Origin of the sequence: Novosphingobium sp. LASN5T (assembly GCF_003856955.1) — a bacterium.
GTDB lineage: Bacteria > Pseudomonadota > Alphaproteobacteria > Sphingomonadales > Sphingomonadaceae > Novosphingobium.
In genome coordinates this window covers 1-24,014 of record NZ_RQSI01000023.1, presented here as the reverse complement: position 1 = coordinate 24,014, position 24,014 = coordinate 1, and the positions used below count along the sequence as shown (strand labels likewise).

The 24,014-nt window shown below is 67.1% G+C and carries 25 protein-coding genes and 1 tRNA gene; 18 read left to right on the top strand and 8 right to left on the bottom strand.

Annotated features, from left to right (window positions below):
- Window position 1 precedes the first annotated feature (1 nt).
- Window positions 2–655: a response regulator transcription factor gene (locus EH199_RS15220; protein ID WP_024343199.1), complete on the top strand. Its 654-nt coding sequence runs from the start codon at window positions 2–4 to the stop codon at window positions 653–655.
- Entirely contained in the window at window positions 655–2,001 is a 1,347-nt protein-coding gene (locus EH199_RS15215) for a HAMP domain-containing sensor histidine kinase (protein ID WP_006022561.1), read from the top strand. Before EH199_RS15220 ends, EH199_RS15215 begins: the two co-directional genes overlap by 1 nt.
- 31 nt (window positions 2,002–2,032) lie before the next feature.
- On the opposite strand, the gene EH199_RS15210 is transcribed toward EH199_RS15215, so the two are convergent.
- Both EH199_RS15210 and EH199_RS15205 read right to left on the bottom strand, forming a co-directional pair.
- On the bottom strand, window positions 2,033–2,551 hold the full coding sequence (locus EH199_RS15210) for a tetratricopeptide repeat protein (protein ID WP_223806705.1): 519 nt from the start codon (window positions 2,549–2,551) through the stop codon (window positions 2,033–2,035).
- A gap of 640 nt (window positions 2,552–3,191) precedes the next feature.
- Window positions 3,192–3,268, bottom strand: a tRNA-Arg gene (locus EH199_RS15205).
- Window positions 3,269–3,689: 421 nt separating this feature from the next.
- On the opposite strand from EH199_RS15205, the gene EH199_RS15200 reads away from it, so the two are divergent.
- Together EH199_RS15200 and EH199_RS15195 are read left to right on the top strand one after the other, a co-directional pair.
- Complete coding sequence (locus EH199_RS15200; RefSeq protein ID WP_124810151.1) at window positions 3,690–4,118, top strand: hypothetical protein; 429 nt, start codon at window positions 3,690–3,692, stop codon at window positions 4,116–4,118.
- 48 nt (window positions 4,119–4,166) lie between these two features.
- Window positions 4,167–4,667: an MmcB family DNA repair protein gene (locus EH199_RS15195; RefSeq protein WP_124810150.1), complete on the top strand. Its 501-nt coding sequence runs from the start codon at window positions 4,167–4,169 to the stop codon at window positions 4,665–4,667.
- A gap of 55 nt (window positions 4,668–4,722) precedes the next feature.
- Here EH199_RS15195 and EH199_RS15190 read toward each other — a convergent pair whose 3' ends face one another.
- Together EH199_RS15190 and EH199_RS15185 are read right to left on the bottom strand one after the other, a co-directional pair.
- The gene (locus tag EH199_RS15190) at window positions 4,723–5,292 is read right to left on the bottom strand and encodes a TMEM165/GDT1 family protein (RefSeq protein ID WP_124810158.1); all 570 of its coding nucleotides are present in this window, start codon (window positions 5,290–5,292) and stop codon (window positions 4,723–4,725) included.
- 275 nt (window positions 5,293–5,567) lie between these two features.
- Window positions 5,568–6,914, bottom strand: coding sequence for a M20/M25/M40 family metallo-hydrolase (locus EH199_RS15185; RefSeq protein ID WP_124810149.1), 1,347 nt, complete (start codon window positions 6,912–6,914; stop codon window positions 5,568–5,570).
- Window positions 6,915–7,228: 314 nt separating this feature from the next.
- On the opposite strand from EH199_RS15185, the gene EH199_RS15180 reads away from it, so the two are divergent.
- The 6 genes from EH199_RS15180 to EH199_RS15155 all read left to right on the top strand — a co-directional run bounded on the left by EH199_RS15180 (window position 7,229) and on the right by EH199_RS15155 (window position 13,926).
- Entirely contained in the window at window positions 7,229–8,812 is a 1,584-nt protein-coding gene (locus tag EH199_RS15180) for a DEAD/DEAH box helicase (protein ID WP_124810148.1), read from the top strand.
- Window positions 8,813–8,999: 187 nt separating this feature from the next.
- Window positions 9,000–9,710 carry a sterol desaturase family protein gene (locus tag EH199_RS15175; RefSeq protein WP_124810147.1) on the top strand — a complete coding sequence of 237 codons (711 nt, stop codon included), beginning with the start codon at window positions 9,000–9,002 and terminating at the stop codon, window positions 9,708–9,710.
- The gene (locus EH199_RS15170; protein ID WP_190287287.1) at window positions 9,707–10,138 is read left to right on the top strand and encodes a DUF2141 domain-containing protein; all 432 of its coding nucleotides are present in this window, start codon (window positions 9,707–9,709) and stop codon (window positions 10,136–10,138) included. The genes EH199_RS15175 and EH199_RS15170 overlap by 4 nt, the downstream gene beginning before the upstream one ends.
- A 13-nt stretch (window positions 10,139–10,151) precedes the next feature.
- On the top strand, window positions 10,152–11,414 hold the full coding sequence (locus tag EH199_RS15165; protein WP_124810146.1) for an MFS transporter: 1,263 nt from the start codon (window positions 10,152–10,154) through the stop codon (window positions 11,412–11,414).
- Complete coding sequence (locus tag EH199_RS15160; RefSeq protein WP_124810145.1) at window positions 11,401–12,291, top strand: CoA ester lyase; 891 nt, start codon at window positions 11,401–11,403, stop codon at window positions 12,289–12,291. Before EH199_RS15165 ends, EH199_RS15160 begins: the two co-directional genes overlap by 14 nt.
- A 114-nt stretch (window positions 12,292–12,405) precedes the next feature.
- Complete coding sequence (locus EH199_RS15155) at window positions 12,406–13,926, top strand: hypothetical protein (RefSeq protein ID WP_124810144.1); 1,521 nt, start codon at window positions 12,406–12,408, stop codon at window positions 13,924–13,926.
- Here the strand turns inward: EH199_RS15155 and EH199_RS15150 are convergent.
- On the bottom strand, window positions 13,923–14,201 hold the full coding sequence (locus tag EH199_RS15150) for a hypothetical protein (RefSeq protein ID WP_124810143.1): 279 nt from the start codon (window positions 14,199–14,201) through the stop codon (window positions 13,923–13,925). The genes EH199_RS15155 and EH199_RS15150 overlap by 4 nt on opposite strands.
- A 49-nt stretch (window positions 14,202–14,250) precedes the next feature.
- Between EH199_RS15150 and EH199_RS15145 the strand changes: the two genes are divergently transcribed.
- Genes EH199_RS15145 through EH199_RS15135 form a run of 3 tightly spaced genes read left to right on the top strand, consistent with a single transcriptional unit; the run spans window position 14,251 to window position 17,411 of the window.
- Window positions 14,251–15,192: an alpha/beta hydrolase gene (locus EH199_RS15145; protein ID WP_223806704.1), complete on the top strand. Its 942-nt coding sequence runs from the start codon at window positions 14,251–14,253 to the stop codon at window positions 15,190–15,192.
- Between the two features lie 20 nt (window positions 15,193–15,212).
- Window positions 15,213–16,601: a M48 family metalloprotease gene (locus EH199_RS15140; RefSeq protein WP_124810142.1), complete on the top strand. Its 1,389-nt coding sequence runs from the start codon at window positions 15,213–15,215 to the stop codon at window positions 16,599–16,601.
- Window positions 16,602–16,610: 9 nt separating this feature from the next.
- Window positions 16,611–17,411, top strand: a complete 801-nt coding sequence (locus EH199_RS15135) for a DsbA family protein (protein ID WP_124810141.1) — start codon at window positions 16,611–16,613, stop codon at window positions 17,409–17,411.
- A gap of 25 nt (window positions 17,412–17,436) precedes the next feature.
- Here the strand turns inward: EH199_RS15135 and EH199_RS15130 are convergent, their stop codons facing one another.
- Window positions 17,437–18,027: an HD domain-containing protein gene (locus EH199_RS15130; protein WP_124810140.1), complete on the bottom strand. Its 591-nt coding sequence runs from the start codon at window positions 18,025–18,027 to the stop codon at window positions 17,437–17,439.
- A 76-nt stretch (window positions 18,028–18,103) separates the two neighbouring features.
- Here EH199_RS15130 and EH199_RS15125 point away from each other — a divergent pair, with 76 nt between their 5' ends.
- The 4 genes from EH199_RS15125 to EH199_RS15110 all read left to right on the top strand — a co-directional run bounded on the left by EH199_RS15125 (window position 18,104) and on the right by EH199_RS15110 (window position 21,831).
- The gene (locus EH199_RS15125) at window positions 18,104–19,312 is read left to right on the top strand and encodes a sensor histidine kinase (protein WP_124810139.1); all 1,209 of its coding nucleotides are present in this window, start codon (window positions 18,104–18,106) and stop codon (window positions 19,310–19,312) included.
- Between the two features lie 61 nt (window positions 19,313–19,373).
- Window positions 19,374–20,171: a LytTR family DNA-binding domain-containing protein gene (locus tag EH199_RS15120; protein WP_124810138.1), complete on the top strand. Its 798-nt coding sequence runs from the start codon at window positions 19,374–19,376 to the stop codon at window positions 20,169–20,171.
- Window positions 20,172–20,219: 48 nt separating this feature from the next.
- On the top strand, window positions 20,220–21,086 hold the full coding sequence (gene nadC, locus EH199_RS15115; protein WP_124810137.1) for a carboxylating nicotinate-nucleotide diphosphorylase: 867 nt from the start codon (window positions 20,220–20,222) through the stop codon (window positions 21,084–21,086).
- Between the two features lie 4 nt (window positions 21,087–21,090).
- The gene (locus tag EH199_RS15110) at window positions 21,091–21,831 is read left to right on the top strand and encodes a ribonuclease T (RefSeq protein ID WP_124810136.1); all 741 of its coding nucleotides are present in this window, start codon (window positions 21,091–21,093) and stop codon (window positions 21,829–21,831) included.
- Here the strand turns inward: EH199_RS15110 and EH199_RS15105 are convergent.
- Window positions 21,828–22,283: a nucleoside deaminase gene (locus EH199_RS15105; RefSeq protein WP_124810135.1), complete on the bottom strand. Its 456-nt coding sequence runs from the start codon at window positions 22,281–22,283 to the stop codon at window positions 21,828–21,830. The genes EH199_RS15110 and EH199_RS15105 overlap by 4 nt on opposite strands.
- A 132-nt stretch (window positions 22,284–22,415) precedes the next feature.
- On the opposite strand from EH199_RS15105, the gene rpmB reads away from it, so the two are divergent.
- Window positions 22,416–22,700, top strand: a complete 285-nt coding sequence (gene rpmB, locus EH199_RS15100; RefSeq protein ID WP_124810134.1) for a 50S ribosomal protein L28 — start codon at window positions 22,416–22,418, stop codon at window positions 22,698–22,700.
- Between the two features lie 83 nt (window positions 22,701–22,783).
- Here rpmB and EH199_RS15095 read toward each other — a convergent pair whose 3' ends face one another.
- On the bottom strand, window positions 22,784–23,824 hold the full coding sequence (locus EH199_RS15095; RefSeq protein ID WP_124810133.1) for an esterase-like activity of phytase family protein: 1,041 nt from the start codon (window positions 23,822–23,824) through the stop codon (window positions 22,784–22,786).
- Window positions 23,825–24,014: the final 190 nt, after the last annotated feature.

The following is a 24,014-nucleotide window of genomic DNA, read 5'->3' as shown; positions in this document are numbered from 1 at the left end:
CATTCGCATTCTTCTTGTCGAAGACGATCAGGACATTGGCGCCCGCCTGAAGGAAGGGTTGGCCAGCTTTGGCTTTGTCGTTGAGCATGTGGAAGATGGTGAGCACGCCCTTTCCTTCGCGCTGCAAGAAGAATTCGACGCGATCGTTCTCGATCTCGGTTTACCCGGCCTGTCAGGCATCGAGGTCTTACGGAGGTTGCGACGTACCGGGGCCGCCACACCGGTCCTGATCCTGACGGCGCGCAGCAGCTGGACTGAGAAGGTGGAAGGTCTCAATGCAGGGGCTGATGACTATGTGGCGAAGCCGTTTCACGTCGACGAAGTCGCAGCTCGCCTGCGCGCGCTGATGCGGCGCGTCGCGGGCCAAGCCACCTCCGAATTGCGCCACGGAGATATCGTGCTTGACCCCGTTGCCGGCACCGCCAATGTTGCGGGCCAGCCGATCGAATTGACGGCACAGGAATTTCGCCTGCTCCACCTCTTCCTGCATCGCGTCGGCCGCGTCGTGACGCAAGCCGAGTTGCTCGACCATCTCTACGGCCTGAATGAGGAACGCAGCTCGAATACGATCGAGGTCTATGTCGGTCGGCTGCGACGCAAAATCGGCCGCGATACCATCAGGACCCTGCGCGGTCTGGGCTACAGGTTCGGCTGATGGTCAGAAGTCTGCGCGCCCGGCTGCTGGTTGGCGTTATTCTCACGACCGTGACAGGTATCGCTGTCGCTGGCGTTTCGATTTCCGCGCTGTTCCGGGCGCACGTCACGGAGCTTGTCAATGCCGAGCTGATCGGTCATCTCGACGAGCTCGAAGGTCTGTTGGCCCGCACGGCCGACGGACATGTCGCTCTGGCACAAAGGCTCAGTGATCCGCGCTTCGCGCAGCCCGGGACTGGCTATTACTGGCAGGTGAGCGATCGCAACGGCATCGTCCTACAATCAGCCTCCCTCGAACCGCAACGGCGTTTTCCGCCACCCGCGCGGGGGGCGGATCGGCAGCTTACTCGCTCAGTCGAAGCTGGCCCGGCTGGTGAGCCGATGATCGCATATGAGCGACCGTGGCAGACCGCTGAAAACGGTTACGTGCTTCAAATTGGCGCCGACCAGCGGATCGTCGATGATGTACTGAGACATTTTAATCAGGCGCTGGCCCTGTCACTCGGCACACTGGCAATAGCCCTAATTGGGGCCGGCACGTTGCAGGCCTGGTTTGGTCTGCGTCCCATGCGCCGTCTGCGCGACGCGCTGGGCGACATTCGCGCGGGCAAAGCAGAAACCCTGCCTGGTGACTTCCCGTCCGAAGTTCGGCCGCTGGTCGATGATCTCAACGCTCTGATCGACGCCAATACCCAGATGGTTCGCCGCGCCCGCACGCAGGCGGGCAATCTCGCGCATGGCCTGAAGACACCATTGGCCGTGCTGACGGACGAAGCGCGCCGGCTGCTCGCGAGAGGTGATACCGAGGGCGCCGCGGTCCTGACTCAGCAAACAGGGCGGATGCAGCGCCAGATTGATTTCCAGCTTGCCCGAGCCCGTGCCGCAGCCAACGCCGGCCTGCCTGGCGTCATCACGCAGGTCGAACCTGCCTTCGCATCAATAGCCGCGGCGATGCGGCGGCTCTATGCTCATCGTGAGCTGACGATCGTCCATACAGCCGAGACGGAATTGCTTGCCGCCGTCGATCCCAACGACCTTGACGAGATGGTCGCCAACCTGGTCGATAATGCCTGCAAGTGGGCTCGTGGTGTTGTCTCGATCAAGGCTACGCGCGATACCCCGACGGGGCAGCTCCTTATTACGATCGTTGATGACGGGCCAGGCATCCCGGCTGATGCACTAAACCGCGCGTTCGCCCCAGGCGAGCGGCTCGACGAGGCCAAACCGGGAAGCGGGCTCGGACTCGCAATCGTCCGCGATCTCGCCACACTGCACGGCGGCTCTGTCGAACTATCCAATGGCAGAAATGGAGGCCTTCACGCGGAGTTGCGGCTCCCATCAGCCTGACAAGTTCAACGGCGTCTAGGTTGGGCGAGTTTCATCGTGGCCGCGTCGTCCGCGCACCATTCGACCTGAGCGATTCGGCGCGCTCGAAATCAGCATCCGCGCCGCTCTGATCTCCAGCGTTCGCTTTCATCGTTCCGCGTTCGAACAAGAAGGTCGGATTCTTCGGATCAGCCTTGATGACCAGATCATAATCCGCGATGGCACGATCAAAGAGTCCTTTACGCCCGAGTGCCTTCCCGCGATTATAATAGGCACCGAGGTAGTCAGTCCTCAGTTGTACGGCGCGATCGAAATCAGAAATCGCGCGATCAAGCTCTCCCTTGCTCATTAAAGCAACGCCTCGGTTGTTGAGCGCGACATAGTAGTCGGGGGACAAACGAAGTGCTCGATCGTAATCCTCCATGGCACGGTCGATATCTCCACTCGACCGCAGCGCGACACCGCGATTGTTATAAGCCGCCGCCAACTGGGTGATCATCCGCTCGCCTGCCTGGATAACCGCTGTGCATCCCCGGATCGAGCGATCGGGTACGATTTCGGCCGCATGCACGCACGAGTCCCAATCCTCGTCGCTCAAAGCTGATGTGGGCGACGAGTTAATTGCAAAGTACGCAATAAATATCGTTGTGCTCAATAACGTAAGAGCACAACGCTTCCAGCGGGTGGTTCGCGCTAGGATCGATGCAGTTCGTGTTCTCGTATACAGCGGCGTAATGCAAATGAGCAAAGAGTAGCCTCAAGTACGTGCATTATATTATTCCCAGTTTGTTCTCTAACAATCCTGTCTGAATTTTCCCTGACAATCGACGTTTGAGACATCCGATCTGGTCGCTTCCCGAACGAGAGTACACCCGTCGAGTGCTATAGAGATTACCAAGCGAGCGCCGTGCGTGCCATCCGACAGGGACAGATCCAAGACTCCCGGACTAAGCCTCAGTCTGGTAGCATGAAGACATCAGCGGTGTTTGATGTACTAGCAGCGGCAATCGACGGGACGGGATGGATCCGGACTCGGTCACGGGAGGGCAACGAGGAGCCGCTATCCGGAAGAAATCGTCCTGCAAGAATTGAACATCGCGCTCTGCGGCGCTGCCAACTTGAATGACCTCTGAAATATCTGGAGGTCAATACGGCGAATTGCTCTGCAACGGCGCTCCGCAAATATGCAAGATATCAACCTAATATTAAGTTGGCGCGCCCGACACGATTCGAACGTGTGGCCTCCACCTTCGGAGGGTGGCGCTCTATCCAGCTGAGCTACGGGCGCATCGATATTCAGATAGTGTCCGAGATCGACCACGGTCAATCGCGAATTCTAGAATCGACATGGCTCAAACGACGCGGGCTAAAGCCTCGCCGATCATCGCCATTCGTACTCCACAACCTCCTTTCGGTTTGCTTCCGTGGTGCTTCCGCGACCTCGAATGCGATTTTCGTGCTTCCTTCGAGTTTCGCCAATCGCTTGGTTTCACTCGTTTTTTACGACACCCTCGACCATCAGAAAGAGCTTGCATTTGCCTTCGGAGGGCAGCGCTCTATCCAGCTGAGCTACGGGTGCAACGGCGGCGGTGCCTAGCAGCGAGGCGCACGACTGGCCAGCGGTTTTTGCCCTGCGGTTTGCTCTCCGGATTTCCCGTCCCGGGCGGGTTTAGCGATTTGGTAGGGACAGCGGGCGTATCCCGCGCGGCATGGCATGGGATTCCGCCAGCGGCGCAGCGGCGCCCGATGGCGCGCCGGTGATGGGCGCGGCGATCGCGGATTCGCCGCCCGGTGCCGCTTCCCTCACCGACACGTGGCACGCCCTGCACGAAGCCGCCGCGATCGTCGGCGCGCTGGCCGGCCGGTCCGTTGCCGAGGATGCCGGGGCTTCGCCCGCGGCGATCGAAGCCTTTCCCGAGACGATCTTCCACGCCGGCGGCTGGCGGCTGGCGCTGGCCCAGCAGGGTCTGGACGATCTGGCGGCGATCCTGGAGACCGGGGTTTCCGCGCTGCTGGCTGTTTCGGCGCGCGGCCGCTCGCCGGCATGCGCCGCGGCAGCCTTGCACGACGAGTTCCGCGCGGCGCGGGCGGGTCTGCTCGCCCTGGTGGCGCCCAAGCCGGTCCGCCATCCGGTCTGACCGCGCGGCCACTTTACCTGTTCCATTTTTGTTCTTACGATGCCGGGCATGATCGATTCGTCCGTCATCCCGCTCGCCGATCTGCCGGCCAGCCCGCGCGAGGCGCAGGCCGTGGCCCGTGGCATCGCGCGGCTGTTCGCCCGCAACGACATCTGGTGCCTGCCGGAAATGCCGCTGCGCTCGGGCCGGCGCGCCGACCTGATGGGGATCGACGCGAAGGGCCATGTGGTAATCGTGGAGATCAAGGTCAGCCGCGCCGACCTGCTGGGCGACGGCAAGTGGACCGACTATCTCGACCATTGCGACCGGTTCTACTGGGGGCTGGCGCCGCATCTTGACCGCGCTTGCCTGGAAGGACCGGATTTCCTGCCCGGGCGCTGCGGCGTGATCGTGGCCGATGGCTATGACGCGGAGATCCTGCGCCCGGCGCCCTCGCACCCGCTGGCGGCGCCGCGGCGCAAGGCGGAAGTCGAACGGCTGGCCCGCGCGGCGCTGCGCCGGCAGGTGGTGGGGCTGGACCCGCACTGTGCCGGCTGGGGCGAAGGCTAAGCCGCCGCCTTCGCGATCCCGTCAGACTAGACCGCCCATCAAACCAGACCGCCCATCAAACCAGACCGGCGGTCTGCGCCAGCAGCCAGCCGCCGATGGCGATGAACAACAGGGCCGCCACCATCCGCACCACGCCCAGCGGCACGCGGCGGATCAGTTCGCTGCCCAGGAACACCGCGGGCACGTTGGCGATCATCATCCCCAGCGTGGTGCCCGCTGTCACCGCCAGCGCATCGTGGAAGCGCGCGCCCAGTGCGATCGTGGCCACCTGCGTCTTGTCGCCCATCTCGACGAGGAAGAACGCCACCAGCGTCGTCAGGAACGGCCCGAAGCGGCCGGGCTTCTCCTCCTCGTCATCGAGCTTGTCGGGGATCAGCGTCCACAGGCCCATGGCGATGAATCCCGCCGCCACGGCATAGCGGAACCACAGGCCATCGAGCAGCGAGGCCGCCGTGGCGCCGACCAGCGCGGCGAGGAAGTGGTTGGCCAGCGTGGCACAGAGGATGCCCAGCACGATCGGCCAGGGCTTGCGGAAGCGGGTGGCGAGCACGATGGCGAGCAACTGGGTCTTGTCGCCGATTTCCGCGAGCGCGACGATCGCGGTGGAAGTGGTCAGGGCTTCGATCATGAACGGTTCCGGGGCCGGGCAGCGGTTCGACACAACGGCACCGCACCCTCCCGCCCGGCCTGAGTGGAAAGCATGGTGCCATTGGTCTCGCCCGGAAGGCCCCCGCAAGGGCCGCTCCGCCTGCGCCATGGCCTCTCGGCCAAGCATGTTGACGCGCCGTCTCCGGCATGGGACCGCGCGATGTCCTGATGGCAGGACGGGCGCGGTGGCTACTCCCCAAGTAACGGGAGCCGGTTACGCCCCGCGCGCGGCGGACGCAAGCCCCAACGCGCTCACTTCTTCCCGACGGGCTTCACCGCCTTCTCGCGCGAAAGCCGCGTCATCAGCAGCGCCGCGCGCTTGGCCTGCCGCCAGATGCTGGGCACATCGGTGGTTTCGGCGGGCGAATGATCGCCGGTGCTGGCGGGGCCGAGGCCGACCAGCCCGTCGACGTCGGCCGCCACGAACGAGATGTCACCCGCGCCGCGCTTCAGCGGATCGAGCGGGGCCATCGCCGGCAGGCCCAGCGTTTCGTTCACGCCGTTGAGCCGCGCCAGCAGCGCCTGGTTGCCGGGCGTCGGCGCCATCGGCGGATAGCCTTCCTCGAACGTGATGGCCGCCTGCGCGCCCGGCCAGGTGCGCGCCACGATCGCGCGCATCCGCTCCATCGCCCGCCGGTCCTGCTCGGGGCTGAGCGAGCGCAGGTCTCCACGCGCGATGGCCTTGGCCGGCACGATATTGGTCTTGCCCGCCGCCGCAACGTGCGCCGCGTCGGGCGCGAGCGTGGCCTCGGCCCCGCCCGCGATCAGGCCGACGTTCAGCGTCAGGTTCGGTTCGGGCACTTCCTCGCGGATCGCGGCGATGATGCGCGCGGCGGCATAGATCGCGCCATCGCCCATCGCGGGCGAGAACACCGCGCTCGAATGGCCCGACTTGGCGGTGACGGTCAGCGTCCACGAATTGGACGAACGTCGCGCGATCGATCCCATGTCCTTGCCGTCTTCGCGCGACAGCCCCTCGAAATCGAGCGCCGCGTCGGCGCGCCGGCCGGCCGCGACCAGATCGGCACGCGCCACCGTGGTCGGCTCGCCCGCGTCCTCCTCGTCGCCGGTCAGCACCACCTCGATATTGGCGTCCTTGAGCGTGCCCGCCGCCTGCATCGCGCGCAGCGCGGCGATCATCACCGCCATGCCGCCTTTGTCGTCGGCCACGCCAGGGCCGGTGGCTTTGTCGCCCTTCAGCGCGAACGTCTGGAACGGCGAATCCGGTTCGAACACGGTATCGAGATGGCCGATCAGCAGCAGGCGCTTCGTGCCCTTCGCGCCCTGGTGCGTCAGGATCAGGTGCCCGGCGCGCCCGGTCTGCTCCATCGGCACCCAGCGCGCGGCAAAGCCCAGCGCGGTGAATTCGGGCGAGACGATGTCGCGCACCTTGCGCACGCCTTCGAGGTTCCGGCTGCCCGAATTCTGGTTCACCATTCGTTCGAGCAGCGCCAGCGTGCGCGCCTGTTCGGCATCGACGGTGGCGATCATGCGCTGCTCCGCCGGCGTGGCGGGCGCGGCCAGCGCCGGCCCGCTCCCCAGTGCGCCGACAACCAGCGCTGCGCCGATGATGGAACCCGCAAACTGATGATACCGCATCGAAATCCCCGTCCAGTTCAGCGGCGCACGTTGCCGCCCGGTCCGGCGGCGGGCAAGGCCCTTTGCGCAATTTCCTTGCTTTTCGAACCAATCGCGCTTATGTGCGCCGCAGCAAGACCGGCGGCCCCGTGCCGCAAGCCGCGTCAGCGTGAGATTCCGCCTCCATTTGCCGAGGGCATTTGCGAAAGGCGCGATCCGGCCCGGCCCCACGGTCTCTTGCCTCACGGCTTCCCCTTTCACGCATGGGTCGCATGGTACGACCCCTGCCGCGCCCGCGATTCTTCGCGGAGCGCCAACGAAAGCATTGTTTTTTCATGTCCTATTTTAGCGATCTCGGCCTTGCCGAGCCCATTCTGCGCGCGCTCGAAAGCAAAGGCTACAACGATCCCACTCCCATCCAGCGCCAGTCGATTCCGGCGCTGCTCGAAGGCCGCGACCTGCTGGGCATCGCCCAGACCGGTACCGGCAAGACCGCCGCGTTCGCGTTGCCCTCGCTCCACCGCCTTGCCGCCGATCCCAAGCCGCGCAAGCCCGCCTCGTGCCGGATGCTCGTGCTTTCGCCCACCCGCGAACTCGCCGCGCAGATCGCCGACAACATGAAGGGCTACGCCAAGAACCTGAATCTCTCGGTCGATTGCGTGTTCGGTGGCGTGCCCATCGGCAAGCAAGCCCGCCGGCTGGTGCCGGGCATCGACATCCTCGTCGCCACGCCAGGCCGCCTGCTCGACCTGATCGACAACCGCGCGCTCACGCTGGGCCGGGTCGAGATCTTCGTGCTCGACGAGGCCGACCAGATGATGGACCTCGGCTTCATTCACGCGCTGCGCCGCGTTGCCAACCTGCTGCCCAAGCAGCGCCAGAGCCTGTTCTTCTCGGCCACGATGCCCAAGTCGATCGAGGATCTGGGCAAGCAGTTCATCAACAATCCGGTGCGCGTGGAAGTGGCGCCGCAATCGACCACGGCGGAACGCGTCGACCAGTTCGTCACGCTCATCAACCAGGCCGAAAAGCAGGCGCTGCTGACGCTGCGCATCCGCGCCATGCTGGCGGACAAGTCGCTCGACCGTGCGCTGGTGTTCACCCGCACCAAGCACGGCGCAGACCGCGTGGCGCGGCACCTTGCCGGCGCCGGCGTGGAAGCGCGGGCGATTCACGGCAACAAGTCGCAGGCGCAGCGCACCGCCGCGCTCGAAGCCTTCCGCCAGGGTTCGTGCCCGATCCTCGTCGCCACCGACATCGCGGCGCGCGGCATCGACGTTTCGGGGGTGAGCCATGTGTTCAACTTCGAGCTGCCCAACGTGCCCGAACAGTACGTCCACCGCATCGGCCGCACCGCGCGCGCCGGCGCCGATGGCGTGGCGATCAGCTTCTGCGCGCCCGATGAGAAGCCCTATCTGCGCGATATCGAGCGGCTGACCGGCGTTAAGCTGATGCCGCAGGCGCTGCCGGAGAACTTCATGCAGGAAGCCGCCCGGCTGCCCGCGCCCGCGCGCCGGCCGCAGGAAGACGACGCCCCGCGCCACCAGCAGGGCAATCGCCGCGATGGTGGCCAGCGCAGCGGGGGCGGCCAGCGCAGCGGGGGCCAGCGCAACGGGGGGCAGCGCAGCGCGGGGCAGGGCGCCGGAGGTCAGCGCACTGGCGGTGGCCGTGGCGACCAGCAGGCCCATGGTGGCCGCGCGCAGGGTCGCGACGGCAAGCCGCGGGACGTGAGCCAGCGGCAGGAACGCCGCGACGGCCACAACGATCGGGGTCCGGTGCGCAATCCGCTGCATACCGAGCGCGCAGACCGTCCCGAAGGCGAACGCGCAGGGGAGCGCGACGGCCAGCAGCGCCGGTTCCGCCCGCGCGGCCCCGGCAATGTCGGCCAGCACCGCAACCGGGTGCGCCGCGCCGGATAAGCGGCGACACATTGCGGAAATACAATAATGCGACGCCGGCACTGTCCCACAGTGCCGGCGCTTGGCATAGGAGAGGCATGACTCGTCGCACGCCCCCATCCGCTTCCGTGCCTTCCGCGAACGGAATGCCGGTGTGCGAGGGAATGCGCTGGATCGTTCCGGCTTCGTCCGCAAAAGGCGGAGCTTCATGAACAGCATCGGGCTTTCCGCGCTGGCGATGACGCTGATCGTGGGGGTGCGCTATCTCCTCACCAGCGGCCTGTTCGCCGCGCTCACCGGGCGGAAACGCCCGGGCCTCTATCGGGGGCTGACCCCGCAGATCCGCAAGGAAATCGCCTGGAGCCTCGCCTCGTCGGCGATCTACGGCATTCCCGCCGGCATCGTCGCCTGGGGCTGGCAGGCGCACGGCTGGACGCGAATCTACACCGATCCGCGCGCCTGGCCGCTGTGGTGGATGCCGGTCTCGCTGCTGCTCTATCTGTTCCTGCACGATACCTGGTTCTACTGGACCCACCGCTGGATGCACCGCCCGCGCGTGTTCCGCGCGGTGCACGCGATCCACCACGCCAGCCGCCCGCCGACCGCCTGGGCAGCGATGAACTTCCACCCGGCCGAAGCCGCGCTGGTCGGCCTGCTGATCCCTGCGCTGGTCTTCGTGATCCCGATCCACGCGGGCGTGCTGGGCCTGGTGCTGCTCGTCATGACGGTGATGGGCGTCACCAACCACATGGGCTGGGAAATGTTTCCGCGCCGGCTCGTTCATTCCCGGGTCGGCCAATGGCTGATAACCGCAAGCCATCATCAACGGCATCACGAGCAATACCGGTGCAACTACGGACTCTACATCCGCTTCTGGGACAGGCTGTGCGGCACCGACAAAGGGCTGGGCACGCTGTGAAATCCGCCTTGATCCTGCTGCCGGCCGCGGCAGCGCTGGGCGGCGCGGTGGCGCCGGAGCACGCGTCGCTCACCGTGGGCGTCACCGGGCTGCGTTCGGCCAGGGGGCTGGTGCAGGTGTGCATCACCACCGATCCGGCGACATTTCCCGATTGCCAGAAGGACCCCCACGCCCGCCATCTTTCCGTGCCGGCGCGCAACCCCGCGATCACGTTCGCCAATGTCGCGCCCGGCCGCTATGCGGTGGCGCTGTTCCATGACGAAAACGCCAACGGCAGGCTGGACAAGGTGCTGATGGTGCCTAAGGAAGGCTTCGGCTTCTCGCGCGATGCGCCGGTGCGGTTTGGCCCGCCCCGGTTCGCGGCGGCAGCCCTGACCCTTGGCGAAGGCGAGGTGCGGACGGAAATCCGCATGCGCTATATGCTGTGACGGAGAGCTGTCGATGCTGAAAGCGATGCACCGCGGCGGCGCGCTGGCGCCGTTCCGCTATCCCGCTTTCCGATCGATCTGGACCGCCAACCTCTTTTCCAACGTCGGCTCCACCATCCAGTCGGTCGCCGCCGCCTGGCTGATGACCGACCTGACCAGCAGCCACGTGATGGTCGCGCTGGTGCAGGCTTCGGCCACGATCCCGATTATGCTGCTGGGCATGATCGCCGGCGCCATCGCCGACAACTTCGACCGCCGCCGCGTGATGCTGGCGGCGCAGACGGCGATGCTCGCGGTGTCCGCCCTGCTCGCCGCGCTGGGCTATGCCGGCATGGTCGGCCCGTGGTCGCTGCTCGCGCTGACGCTGATGGTGGGCATGGGCACCGCGCTCAACGGCCCGGCGTGGCAGGCCTCGGTGCGGCTCCAGGTGGGCAAGGACGATCTGCCGCAGGCGATCGCGCTCAACGCCATCTCGTTCAATCTCGCGCGCAGCGTCGGCCCGGCCATGGGCGGGTTGCTCATTTCGATCTGGAACGTGAACCTGGCCTTCGCGCTCAACGCGATCAGCTATGTCGGCATGATCGTGGTGCTGTGGACGTGGCGACCGCACCGCGCGCACACCCCGCAGCGCCAGCCGATGTTCGCCTCGATCAAGGTCGGCATCGATTTCTGCGCGCGTTCCGCGCCGATCCGCAAGGTGCTGCTACGCGGCTTCGCCTTCGGCTTCGGCGCGGCCGGCTTTTCCGCGCTGATGCCCACCGTTGCGCGCGATCTGCTGCGCGGCACCGAACTGGACTATGGCCTGATGCTGGGCGCGTTCGGCATGGGATCGATCGTCACCGCGCTGTGGGTGGGCAAGGCGCGGCGGCGCTATGGCGCGGAAGCGGTGGTCTCCGCCGCGACGCTGGCCTTCGCCGCCGCGCTCGCCTCGCTCTCGTTCACCGCCTCGGTGCCGCACGCGATGCTCACCGCCTTTCTCGGCGGGTCCGGCTGGGTGGCCGCGATGACCAGCCTCAACGTCGCCATGCAACTCCGGTCGCCCGAAACGATTCTCGGCCGCTGCCTGTCGATCTACCAGGCGGTAACGTTCGGCGGCATGGCGCTGGGCGCCTGGGCCTGGGGCAGCGTGGCCGATCTGGGCGGGCTGCAGGTGGCGCTGCACGCGGCCGCGGCGTGGCTGCTGGCCTCGCTGGTGCTACGCGTGCTGGCGCCGATGCCCACGCGCGAGGAAGGACGGCTCGACATCGTACAGGAACCCGCCAATGCCAAACCCTGAAACGTCACCCGACGCCCGTCCGCTGCGCTCGCTGCTCTACATGCCGGCCAGCAACCGCCGCGCGATCGACAAGGCACGCGGCCTCGATACCGACGCGGTCGCGCTCGATCTGGAAGACGCTGTCGCGCCGGAGATGAAGGCCGAGGCGCGCGCCGCGCTGCTGGAGGAACTGGCCGCCGGGGGTTTCGGCCACCGCCGCCTGATCGCGCGGATCAACGCGCTGGACACGCCGTGGGGGCACGACGATCTCGCCGCGCTGGCCGCCGCGCCGGTGGAAGCGGTGCTGGTGCCGAAGGTGGACGACGCGGACGACGTGATCGCGCTTTCACGCGCGATGGACGCGGCCGGCTATGCGCCCGGCGTGAAGCTGTGGGTGATGATCGAAACGCCGCGCGCGGTGCTGGCGCTCGAACGCATCGCCGCCTGCGCCGCCACCACCCGGCTGGCCGCCTTCGTGCTGGGGCTCAACGATCTCGCCAAGGATAGCGGCATGGCGCAACTGCCCGGCCGTGCGGTGTTCCTGCCGGTGCTGACGCTGGCCGTGCTCGCGGCGCGCGCGCATGGCCTCGCCATTCTCGACGGCGTGTGCAACGCGATCGACGATTCGGCCCGGCTCGAAGCCGAATGCGTACAGGCGCGCGATGGCGGATTCGATGGCAAGACGCTGATTCACCCCGCGCAACTTGCCACCGCCAACCGCGTGTTCGCCCCCGCCGAAGACGCCATTGCCGAGGCACAGGCCATCGTCACCGCCTTCGCCGATCCGGCCAACGCCGGCCGGGGCGCGCTGCGCGTGAACGGGAAAATGGCGGAATTGCTGCACCGGACGCAGGCCGAACGCCTGCTGGCGAAAGCCGCCGCCATCGCCGCGCGGTGAAGGCCGCCCCGCGCCGGGCGGCGGGATCGTGCGTGGATCGCACCGGCGCAACTTAAACAAACCTTTACCATGTTGCGCCAGAACGGTCACAAACGGATGGCAAGGGCGCCTTTCATGGATGGATTGCGAGAGTTGGGCGGCGACGGTTTCGGCATGAACGCGCCTGACTATATTTCTCTGGACGACGACGCGATCGTCGAAGCGCCGCCGCCGGTCGTCGGACAGGACGAACGGCGCCTGCAGGTGCGCGCCTACAATTTCTGGACCGGCCTGCTCGATGGCGGCCCCTTCCCGCCGGTCGCGCCGCTGCTTGCCGGCCACCTGCCCGATTTCGCCGATCGCTCGGTCCTGCTGCATTTCGACGAAGGCTATGAAGATCCCGCGATCGTCCAGCTGGGCGCGTTGCTGGCCAGCGAATGCGGAGACGGGGCGATGCCGGCACGGCTCAGCGATGTTCCCGGCCGCACCCTGCTTTCGCGCATCACCGACCACTACATGCAGATCATCGCCAACGAGGCTCCGATCGGCTTCGAGGCGGAATTCGTCAATCAGGACAGCCGCAACATCCTCTATCGCGGCATCCTGCTGCCGTTCTCGTCCGACGGCGAAAAGATCGACTACATCTACGGGGTCATCAACTGGAAGGAACTGGCCGACCAGCAGACCACCGACGATCTCCTGCTGCAGATCGGTCAGGCGCTGGCCGCGGTGCCGGCGCAAAGGCCAAGCGGCATGGGCATGCTTGATGCGCTGAATGCGGCGGAACCGGCGGACCGGGCCGGCGTATGGGCCGATGGCCCCCGCGCGCTGGCGTACGGCGCGGACGAGGAGGAACTCGACCTTGCCGCGATCGGTGCGGAAATCCTGCCCTTTCCCGGTTCCATGGACGAGGATGAGGCGGGGAACCTGCCGATGCCCGGTTTCGGCGCCAATGGCATTCCCGGCGACGATGACATCATGGACCTTGCCGGGCTGGAGGAAGTGCTCTCCGATTTCGACGAGGCCGTGCTCGCGCCCTCCACCCCGATCAACGACGATTTCGGCCTGGCCGACTGGCTGGCTTCGGCACGTGAACTCGCCCACGCCGCGCACACCAGCGAGGATCGCACGCGCGGCGCGCTCTATGCCGCGATCGGCCGCGCCTGGGATTTCGCGCTGGCCACGCGCGATGCGCCGGAAGACTATGCCGACATGATCGCCGACGCCGGCCTTTCCATGCAGGCCCGCGCGCCACTGATCCCGCTGGTCAAGCTGGTGTTCGGCGCGGAATACGACAAGACGCGCCTGACCGAATACGCGACGGTGCTGGGCCATGCCGAACGCATCGGGCTGCAGCGCGGCGAACTGGGCGACTTCCTGGCCAGCGCGCCGGGTGGCCTCAAGGGCGTGGTTTCCACCGAACGCCGGCTGCGGCGCGAGGAAAGCGGCAAGGCCCGCGTGCCCGATGCCGCCGAAGTGCTGGCACAGGGCCTGCGCGCGCTGCCGGCCCGGCCGCTGGCCGATCTCCCCGCCGAAGGCCCGGAATTCGCGCTGGTGATGGTGCGCCGCCAGGGCGATGGCACCGTGGCGCTGCTGGGCGACGTGACCGGCGACCAACCTCTGTTCGAACGCGCCGCGCGCAGGCTGGTTGGTTAAGCCGCCTTGACCTGCCAGGCGGCGTGGACAAATTCCGCAACGCCACAGCTGGAGGCAAAAGCCGCCAGTTCGAGGAGGCGAGGCGAAGGAATATCGGCCATATTTCGAGCCGAGCCGACGCTGAAATGGCGGCTTTTGGTCCAGCCCCGAAGGGGTTGCCCTGAAACAGGCCCCGGCCGCGTTGCGCGGCCTTGAAAGAGGCCCGCTCTTCCTGCGGCCTCGCGCATTGCCAGGGCCTGTTTCAGGGCAACTGTGGTGTTGCGGAATTTGTTCACGCCGCCTAGCCCCCCGTTCATGGCGGGTGGAACGCAGGAAAGGACGCGCGTGGCATTTCCCGGATGGGGCTGGCTCGGCTGGAGCCTGGCCATGCTGGCGTTGATCGTGACGGGCGGCGGCACGGCGCTCGCCCTGGCGCTGCGCACCAACGCCGTTGCCGTGCTGGACAATGCCGACTGGCTGCTGCGTGGCGGCGGCGACGTGGTTCTGGCAGCCAGCGAACGCTATGGCCCCGATCCCGCGCAGAAGCTCGAGATGTTCGTGCCACGCGGCGCGCATGGGCCGCTGCCCGTGATCGTATTCATCCACGGGGGCAGCTGGGCCAGCGGCGATCCGCAGAACTACCGCTTTGTCGCCCGCGCGCTCGCACCACAGGGCTACGCCGTGGTCCTCGCCGGCTACCGGCTCTATCCGCGGGTCCGCTATCCCGGCATGCTGGAAGATGGCGCGCTGGCCCTGCGCTGGGTGGCAGACCATGCCGCGGCCCACGGCGGCGATTCCTCGCGCGTGGTGGTGATGGGGCATTCGGCCGGCGCTTACAACGCGCTGATGCTGGCGCTGGACCGGCGCTGGCTGGCGGCGCGCGGCCTGTCCGCCGATGCGCTGCGCGGCGCGGTCGGCGTTTCCGGCCCCTACGCCTTCTATCCGTTCGATACGCCCGCCGCGATTCACAGCTTCGGGAAGGCGCCGGACCCGCAGGATACCCAGCCCGTGGCCCACGCCCGTGGCGACGCGCCGCCGCTGCTGGTGGTGACGGGCGATGCCGATACCGTGGTCAAGCCGCGCAATTCGATCGCCCTTGCCCGCGCAATGGCCACCGCCGGCGTCCCGCTCCACGCCATCCTGCTGAAGGGCGCCAGCCACGAGGACACGATCAAGATGCTGGCCCGCCCGTTCGACCGCGACCGGCGCGTACTGGACGCGATCCTGCCGTTTCTGGCACGCGTGACCGCGCCCGCTTCAGGCGCGGTTCAGGCGGCGGCGCAATAGGCTGGAGGGTGACGATGCGCATGGCTACCCTTCGCACGATAGCGTCGCGCGCCACCTCGCTGGCGGGGCGAATCGCTGCCGGTTTCGCCGCGCTTTCGCTCACGGTGCAACCGGCGGCGGCGCAATCGGTGCTGCGCGATGCCGAAACCGAGGCGCTGTTCCGCGACATCTCCGCGCCACTGATCAAGGCCGCCGGCCTCGAACCGCGCAACGTCGATATCGTGCTGCTCAACGACGGCTCGATCAACGCCTTCGTCGCGGGCGGGCAGGCGGTCTATGTCCACAGCGGGCTGATCGGCGCGGCCGACCACGTCAGCGAAGTGCAGGGCGTGATCGCGCACGAACTGGGCCACATCACCGGCGGCCACATCATCCGCAACGACGAGGGCGCGCGCCCGGCCACGGGCATTACCATCCTCAGCCTGCTGCTGGGCGCCGCCGCCGCCGCCGCCGGCGCGGGCGAGGCGGCGATGGGCGTGTTCATGGCCGGGCAGCAGGCGGCGCTGGGCAAGTACCTCGCCTTCAGCCGCGCGCAGGAATCCTCGGCCGACGCGGCCGGCGCGCAATTCCTCTCGAAAGCCGGCATTTCCGGGCGTGGCTCGATCGATTTCTTCAAGAAGCTGCAGAACCAGGAGTTCCGCTATGGCTTCACCCGCAACGCCGACAGCGAGTTCTATTCCTCGCACCCGATGACGGCGGACCGCCTGACCACGCTGCAGGATACCTACGAACACGATCCGGCGTGGAACAAGCCCGAAGACCCCGCCTTGCAGGCGCGCTTCCTGCGGGTGAAGGCCAAGCTCTATGGCTATCTGGCCGAACCGCAGGCGACGCTGAACGCCTATCCGGAATACCTCAACGACGTGCCGGCCCACTACGCCCGCGCCTATGCCTACCACAAGGAGGCGTTCATGGACAAAGCGCTGGCCGAAACCCAGGCGATCCTGAAGCAGCAGCCGAACGATCCCTATGCGCTGGAACTGGAAGGGCAGATCCTGCTCGAATCCGGGCATCCCGCCGATGCGCTGGAACCGCTGCGCCGCGCCACCGCGCTGACCGGCAACGAACCGCTGATCGCCACGACGTTCGGCCACGCCCTGCTCGCCACCGAGAACAAGGCCAATTTCGACGAGGCGGAGAAGATCCTGCGCACCTCCATCGCGCGCGACCGCGAGAACCCGTTCGCCTGGTACCAGCTTGGCGTGGTCTATGAAGCCAAGGGCGATACCGCCCGCGCCCGACTGGCCAGCGCGGAACAGCAATTGATGTACCTTGAACTGCCCGAGGCCATGCGCAACGCCGAAGCCGCCGAAGCGGCGCTGCCCAAGGGCTCCGCCGACTGGCTGCGCGCGCAGGATATCGCCTATTCGGCGCGGGCGATGATTGAGCGGCAGGGCAAGAAGAAGTAGCGCAAGTTCATGGCTTCCCCGTTATCCCGCATCCGCCCGTTCTGGCTTCTCGCCATCGCCCTGCTGGTGGCCGGCACCGGCCTTGGCTGGTGGTACGAGCGCCACCGCACCGCGAGCGAAGCGGAGGCCGGCAGAGACGCCCAGCTTGAAGACACGCTCGCCAACGCCGGAATCAGCGCAAAGCAGCGCGCCGCCATGGAAGAGCTGGTGCGCGCCTATATCCTCGATCATCCCGAGATCCTGCCCGAGGCGATGGACCGGTTGCAGCAGCGCGAAGCGCAGGCCCGGATCGCGCCGATGCGCGGGGCGCTGGAAACGCCGTTCCCCGGCGCGATCATGGGCAATCCCGCCGGCAAGGTGACACTGGTCGAGTTCACCGATTTCGCCTGCACCTATTGCCGGCGCAGCGTGGGCGATGTCGATGCGCTGATCGCCGCCAACCCCGACCTGAAAGTGGTGGTGCGCGAACTGCCGATCATCGCGCCCGCCAGCGAACCGGCCGCGCGCATGGGGCTGGCCGCCGCCGCGCAGGGCAAGTATGCGGCCTTCCACAAGGCGATGTTCGCGGGCGACGCCCCCGGCGATGCCAGCATCGCCGCCGCCGCCGGTGCCGCCGGGGTCGATGTGGCCAAGGCCCGCGGCTTCGCGCGCGATGCCGGGGTCGATCAGGAAATCCAGCGCAACCTGGGCCTGGCGCGGCAACTCGGCATCAACGGCACCCCGGCGTGGGTAATCGGCAACGAGCTGCTGTCGGGCGCGGTGGGCAAGGAACGGCTGCAACAGGCGATCGACGCCGCGCGCAAGGGCTGAGACCGCGCCCGTTCCCCTTCCGCCGTCAGTCGGGCTTCTTGTACATGCTCGCCAGCGGCTTCGCCATCACCCGGCGCAGCATCGGCTCGAAGAACGACAGCGGCAGCGTATCGTAGTCCGGATCGAACGCGGCCTGATCGTACTTTTCGCAGAATTCGGCGCAGGCATCGAACCACGGATGATCGCGGAACCGTTCGCGCAGGTTCCGGTCCAGCCCCAGGTAGTGGAAGTAATAGTAGCCTTGGAACGCGCCGTGATTCTGGCAGATCCAGTGTTCCTCTTCCGTCACGAACGGCTTGAGGATCGCGGCGGCGACTTCCGGGTGGTTGTAGGTGCCCAGCGTATCGCCGATGTCGTGCAGCAGCGCCATGACGACATAGCGTTCCCCGCGCCCATCGCGGTGAGCGCGCGTGGCGGTCTGCAGGCTGTGCTGGAGGCGATCGATCGGAAACCCGCCGAAATCGCCGTCGAGCAGCCGGAGGTGAGTCAGCACGCGGTCGGCCAGGTGATCGGCAAAGGCGTAGTAATCGCGCCCGATGATGTCCCAGTCCTCCTGGGTGCCTTCGCGCATGGCGCGGAAGCGGGCGCGTTCGGCGGTATCGGTGGTAGCGGTCATAGGCTTCTTCTCCCGCCCCGCAGCTTACGCATCCGGCGGCTTTGCGCAACCGTGCGCTTGGCGCTAGAGTACCGGCATGGCCGTGCTGCCGTTTCAACCGACGCCGTTCTTCGGCAACAAGAACCGCGCCTTCTGGCGCCTGCAATTCCTTGGCTGGGGCGGCGCCATGCTGCTGCGCGCGATGTCGATCATCGCCAACGCGCAGCCATGGTCCAATCTCGTCATCCTGCTGATCGTGACGATCACGGGCTTTTCGATCTCGCTGATCCTGTCGGTGATCTACCGCGCGCTGATCAACCGGCGCCCGATCATCACCTGGGGCGTGACGGCCGTGGTGCTGGCCATCGCCGTGGGCATCTATGCCTTCATCGATTCGTGGGTGCTGAGCCTCTACCGCCCGAACAGCGAGGCCGGCTTCGCCCAGCGCTTCGTGGGCGTGTTCTACCTCGATCTCACGCTGCTGGGGGCGTGGTCGGCGCTCTATTACGCGATCAACTTCTTCCTGCAGGTGGAGGAACAGAACGATCAGCTGCTGCGGCTGGAAAACCAGGCGACATCGGCGCAGCTCGCCATGCTGCGCTATCAGCTCAACCCGCATTTCCTGTTCAACACGCTGAATTCGATCTCCACGCTGGTCCTGCTCAAGCAGACCGAGCCGGCCAACGCGATGCTGAGCCGGCTGTCCTCGTTCCTGCGCTATACCCTGGTCAACGAGCCGACCGGCCGCGTCACCGTGGCGCAGGAGGCGGAGACGCTGAAGCTCTACCTCGATATCGAACGGATGCGGTTCGAGGAACGGCTGCGCACCGAGTTCCGTATCGAGGACGAGGCGCGCAATGCGCTGCTGCCTTCGCTGCTGCTGCAACCGCTGGTGGAAAACGCGATCAAGTATGCCGTCTCCCCGCTGGAGGAAGGCGCGCAGATCACCATCGCGGCGCAACTCGTCGGCCCCACGCTTCGCGTCACCGTGTCGGACACCGGGCCGGGCTTGCAACCGGGCACCGACCCCACGAAATTGTTCGGCGTGACAAGCGATAGCGGCGACACGACATCGGTATGGAACGGCGGCCACGTTTCCACGGGGGTTGGCCTTGCCAACATCCGTGACCGGCTTGCCCAGGCCTATGGCGAAAACCAGCGGTTCGATATCGCCAACGGCCCCGAAGGCGGCCTGACGGTGGTGATCGAGCTGCCCTACGAGGCGAAGGAAACGCCTGCGCGGCCGGCACGCCCGATCGCCGGCTCAGGCACGGGTTTGGCCGCCAGCCTGGCTTCCGCCGGGTGAACATCTCCTCCCTGCCGTACCGCCCCTGTCGCGGCTCCCCCAAGACAAGCAAGGGTTACGCATGACCATCCGCACGATCCTCGTCGATGACGAAAAGCTGGCGATCCAGGGGCTGCAACTGCGCCTGGAGGCCTTTCCCGACGTGGAAGTGATCGACACCTGCTCCAACGGGCGCGAGGCGATCCGCAAGATCAAGACCGAGAAGCCGGACCTGGTGTTCTGCGACATCCAGATGCCCGGCTTCGACGGGTTCAGCGTCGTGCAGGGCGTGATGGAGATCGATCCGCCGCTGTTCGTGTTCGTCACCGCCTATTCCGAGCACGCGATCCGGGCGTTCGAGGCCAACGCGGTCGATTACCTGCTGAAGCCGGTGGAGGAAGACCGCCTGGCCGACGCGCTGGACCGCGCGCGCACCCGCCTGGCCGAAAAGCGCGGGCTGGAAGAGGCCGAGAAGCTCAAGAACGTGCTTGCCGAAGTCGCGCCCGATGCGATGCCGGACATGCCCGAGGAAACCGAGCCGACGGCGGGCCGGTTCGAGAAGCTGATCAACATCAAGGATCGCGGCCAGATCTTCCGCGTCGATGTCGATACGATCGAACGGATCGAGGCGGCGGGCGACTACATGTGCATCTACACCGGCGACAATTCGCTGATCCTGCGCGAAACGATGAAGGATCTCGAACGCCGGCTGGACCCGCGCGTGTTCCAGCGCGTCCACCGCTCCAAGATCGTCAATCTCGATCAGGTCCGGCAGGTCCGCCCGCACACCAACGGCGAATGCTTCCTCGTGCTCGAAAGCGGCGCGGAAGTGAAGGTCAGCCGGTCCTACCGCAACGTGGTGGCGCGCTTCGTGCATTGACCCATACCCGCGCTCGACACGGTCGCACGCAGTGGTAAGGGACAGGGCATGACAGACTTCGCCCTCCCCGGTTTCGACCTTTTCGCCTTCGTTTCCGCAACGCTGGACGAGGATTTCGGCGTCGGCCTGCCCGGTGGCGGGCATGACGTAACCAGCGAAAGCGTTATCCCGGCCACGGCGCGCTTTGCAGGCGTGATGGAAAGCCGCGACGCCATCACCGTCTGCGGCCTGCCGATCGCCGCCGCGTTCTTCCGCGCGCTCGATCCGGCGATGGCGGTGGAGATCCTCATCGAGGAAGGCGCGCGCGTCGCGCCCGGCAGCGCGCTGATGCGGCTGGAAGGCAACGCCCGGGCGATGCTGACGGCGGAGCGCAGCGCGCTCAACACCGTGCAGCACTTGTCCGGCGTCGCCACGCTGACGCGGACGTATGTGGACGCGATGGGCGATACCCGCGCGGTGCTGCTCGATACGCGCAAGACCATCCCCGGCCTGCGGCACCTCGAAAAATACGCGGTGCGCTGCGGCGGGGGGAGCAACCACCGCATGGGCCTGTGGGACGCGGCGATGATCAAGGACAACCACGTCCTCGTCGCCGGCGGCGTGGGCGAAGCGGTGCGCCGCGCGCTGGCCGCCGGGGTGAAGGACGTGATCTGCGAAGTCGACCGCATCGACCAGATCGCCCCCGCGCTCGATGCCGGCGCCACCCGCCTGCTGTTCGACAACATGGGGCCGGACCTGCTGCGCGAAGCCGTGGCGCTGGTGAACGGGCGCGTGCCCACCGAAGCCTCGGGCGGCGTCCGGCTCGATACCATCGCCGCCATCGCCGCATCGGGCGTGGACTACGTGTCGGTCGGCCGCCTGACGCAGAGCGCGCCGGCAGCCGACATCGGCCTCGATTTCACGCAGCTGGACTGACCCGATGATCCCGCTGCGCCGTCCCGCCCTGCTGGTCTCGCTGCTGGTGGCCTGCGCCGGCACGCCCGCATTCGCGCAGGCCGGCCAGTGCAGCGTGCCGGCGCAGGTGGACATACCCACGATCCCCGCGCCCGACGCGCCCGCCAATGCCGTGCCCGTCACCGGTTATTCGCTGGCGCTGACCTGGTCGCCCGAATTCTGCCGCACCCGCCAGTCCGATTCGCGCCACGCGATGCAGTGCGGGCGTGGGAACGGGTCGGCCGGGGGATCACTCGGGCGATTCGGCTTCGTGGTGCATGGCCTGTGGCCCGAAAGCGATGGCGCCACGCCGCCGCAATGGTGCAGCGCGCGCCCAGCGCCGCTTACCGCGCAGACCGTCCGCCGCAACCTGTGCATGACGCCCTCGCCCGCTCTGCTGGCGCACGAATGGGCCAAGCACGGCACCTGCGCCTGGCCAGACCCCGACGCCTATTACGCCAGCGCCCAGCGGCTCTACGGCGCGGTGCGCATCCCCGACATGGCCGCGCTTTCGCGCCGGGGCGACCTCAACGCGGGATATCTGCGCCGCGCGCTGGCCGCCCGCTCTCCGGGCCTGTTTGCGCAGGCGATCCGGGTGGAGGCGAATCGGGCAGGGTGGCTTCAGGAAGTGCGCATCTGCTATTCGCGCGTGCTGCGCCCCGTCCGCTGCCGCGATGCCGGCCTGCCCGACCGCGCTCCCCTGAAAATCTGGCGCGGCGGCAGCTAGCGCCGCTCTCGGAAGAACGCCCGCAGCAGGTCGGCCGCTTCGCTTTCCCCCATGCCCGAATAGACCTCCGGCCGGTGCAGGCAGCTGGGCTGGTCGAACACGCGCGCGCCATGTTCCACCGCGCCGCCCTTGGGATCGGGCGCGGCGTAATAGACCCGGTCGATTCGCGCGTGGACGATGGCGCCCGCGCACATCGCACAGGGCTCCAGCGTGACCCACAGGTCACAGCCATCGAGCCGTTCGCGATCCAGCACGCGCGCCGCTTCGCGAATCGCCAGCACTTCGGCATGGGCGGTGGGATCGCACAGCGTCCGCGGGGCGTTGTGCGCGGCGACGATCACCGCGCCATCACGCACGACCACCGCGCCGATCGGCACCTCGCCCGCATCACGCGCGCGCAGGGCGGCGTCCAGCGCCTCGCGCATCGGTGGGGGGAGCGGCCAGCGGGTCATCCGGGCGGCGCTAACCCGCCCCGGCACGCCGCGCAAATCGAATCGCCGTGCGAATCCTTGACTTCGCGCCGCAAATGGATAATTGCCGCGCCTTCCCGATAGACATATCGACTTTTGAAGCGAGTTTTATCCATGTCGCGTATCTGCGAACTGACCGGCAAGGGCCGCCAGATCGGCCACAATGTCAGCCACGCCAACAACAAGACCAAGCGCGTGTTCCTGCCCAACCTGCAGAACGTGACGCTGATGAGCGAGAAGCTGGACCGCAGCTTCAAGTTCCGCGTCTCGACGCACGGTCTGCGTTCGGTGGAGCACAACGGCGGCCTCGACAACTGGCTGCTGAAGCAGGCCGACGCCAAGCTGAGCCCGCGCGCCCTCAAGGTGAAGCGCGAGCTGGTCAAGGCTGTCGCCGCCTGATCACGGCGGCCCGCAAGGGCAATCCGCCGATGCTTCCGTCTCGGGCCGGGCTTTTGCCCGGCTCTTGTCGTGTCCGGCTTACCTCACAAATCCGATAAGCGCTGGCCGGGCCGCAGGCGCAGCTTGAGCAGCAGCGTCCGCTGCGCCCAGACCATCAGGTTGCTGTCGGCGATCAGCCAGACCACCACCGCGCCATCGGCATCCCGCGTCACGGTCATTCCTTCGTAGTTCTCGCGCAGGCGCGGATCGGTGATTCGCGCCAGTTCGCGCGTCGGCAGCACGCCGCCGGGACGAATCGCGGCGGGATCGGCGATCGAGATCGTCGTGCGGAAGCCCGCCAGCGTGAGCTTGCGCCCCAGCACCAGCAGCCGGCCATCGGGCAACAGTGCCAGTTCGGTCGGCCGGAAGCCCTCGGGCATCTCCACCTCGAACAGAGCAGGCATTTCATCCGGCCGGGGCATGCCCGGATAGAGCAGCGCCGGATGCAGCCGCCGGCTGAACCAGCGCGCATAAAGCTCCCCGAACACCACCACGCGCCCGTCGGCAAGCCGCGCCATCGCTTCCGGACCCTGATTCCCGTTCCACCGGTCCAGCACCGGCGCGGGAATCGTCTCGCGCCACGAAAGCGTGCGGCTGAAGTGATAGTAGTAGGGCGACCCTTCGTAGCCGACGAACAGGTCCTGCCGCACCGGATCGATGAACAGCGATTCGGCATCGACATCGATATAGCCGCGCCGCGAGCTGCCCTCGATCGGCCGGTACATTTCCGCCCGCCACGGGCCGGGCCGGTCGGGCGGCGTAAAATAGAGCGCGTCGTTGCGGTCGCCAAAGGCGATCAGCGTGCCATCCGCGAACTGGCCCAGCGCGGAATAGTTGCCGAACAGCGCGTTGTCGCTGGCAAGCTGCCAGGCACCGGCCAGCGCGAACGGCCCCAGCTCCCGAGCGATCCGCCCGCGGTCCTGCGCCCGCAGCGATGGCATGAGATCGGTGATCGCGATCCTTGGATCGTTGTTCGGGACCGGCGCCGGGCCGCGAAGCCATGTCAGCGGCAACAGCGTGCAGGCCAGCAGGAGAGAGACAATCAGGGAGGGCTTGAGGAAGCGCATCGCAGCGGCGATTGCCACACCGGCCGGCGCCGCGAAAGGGACGGCGGGCCACGCCGCCGAACCATGCACAGCTTATCATGGTTAGAGCGGTTTCCACACGAACTGACTCGTCAGGGATTCCCTTCGCGGCGCCGTTGTGATTCAGACTTCCTGCTGGTGTCAGGAGGCCAGCATGGATGGCACGAACGCTTTCACAGGATCTTCGGGA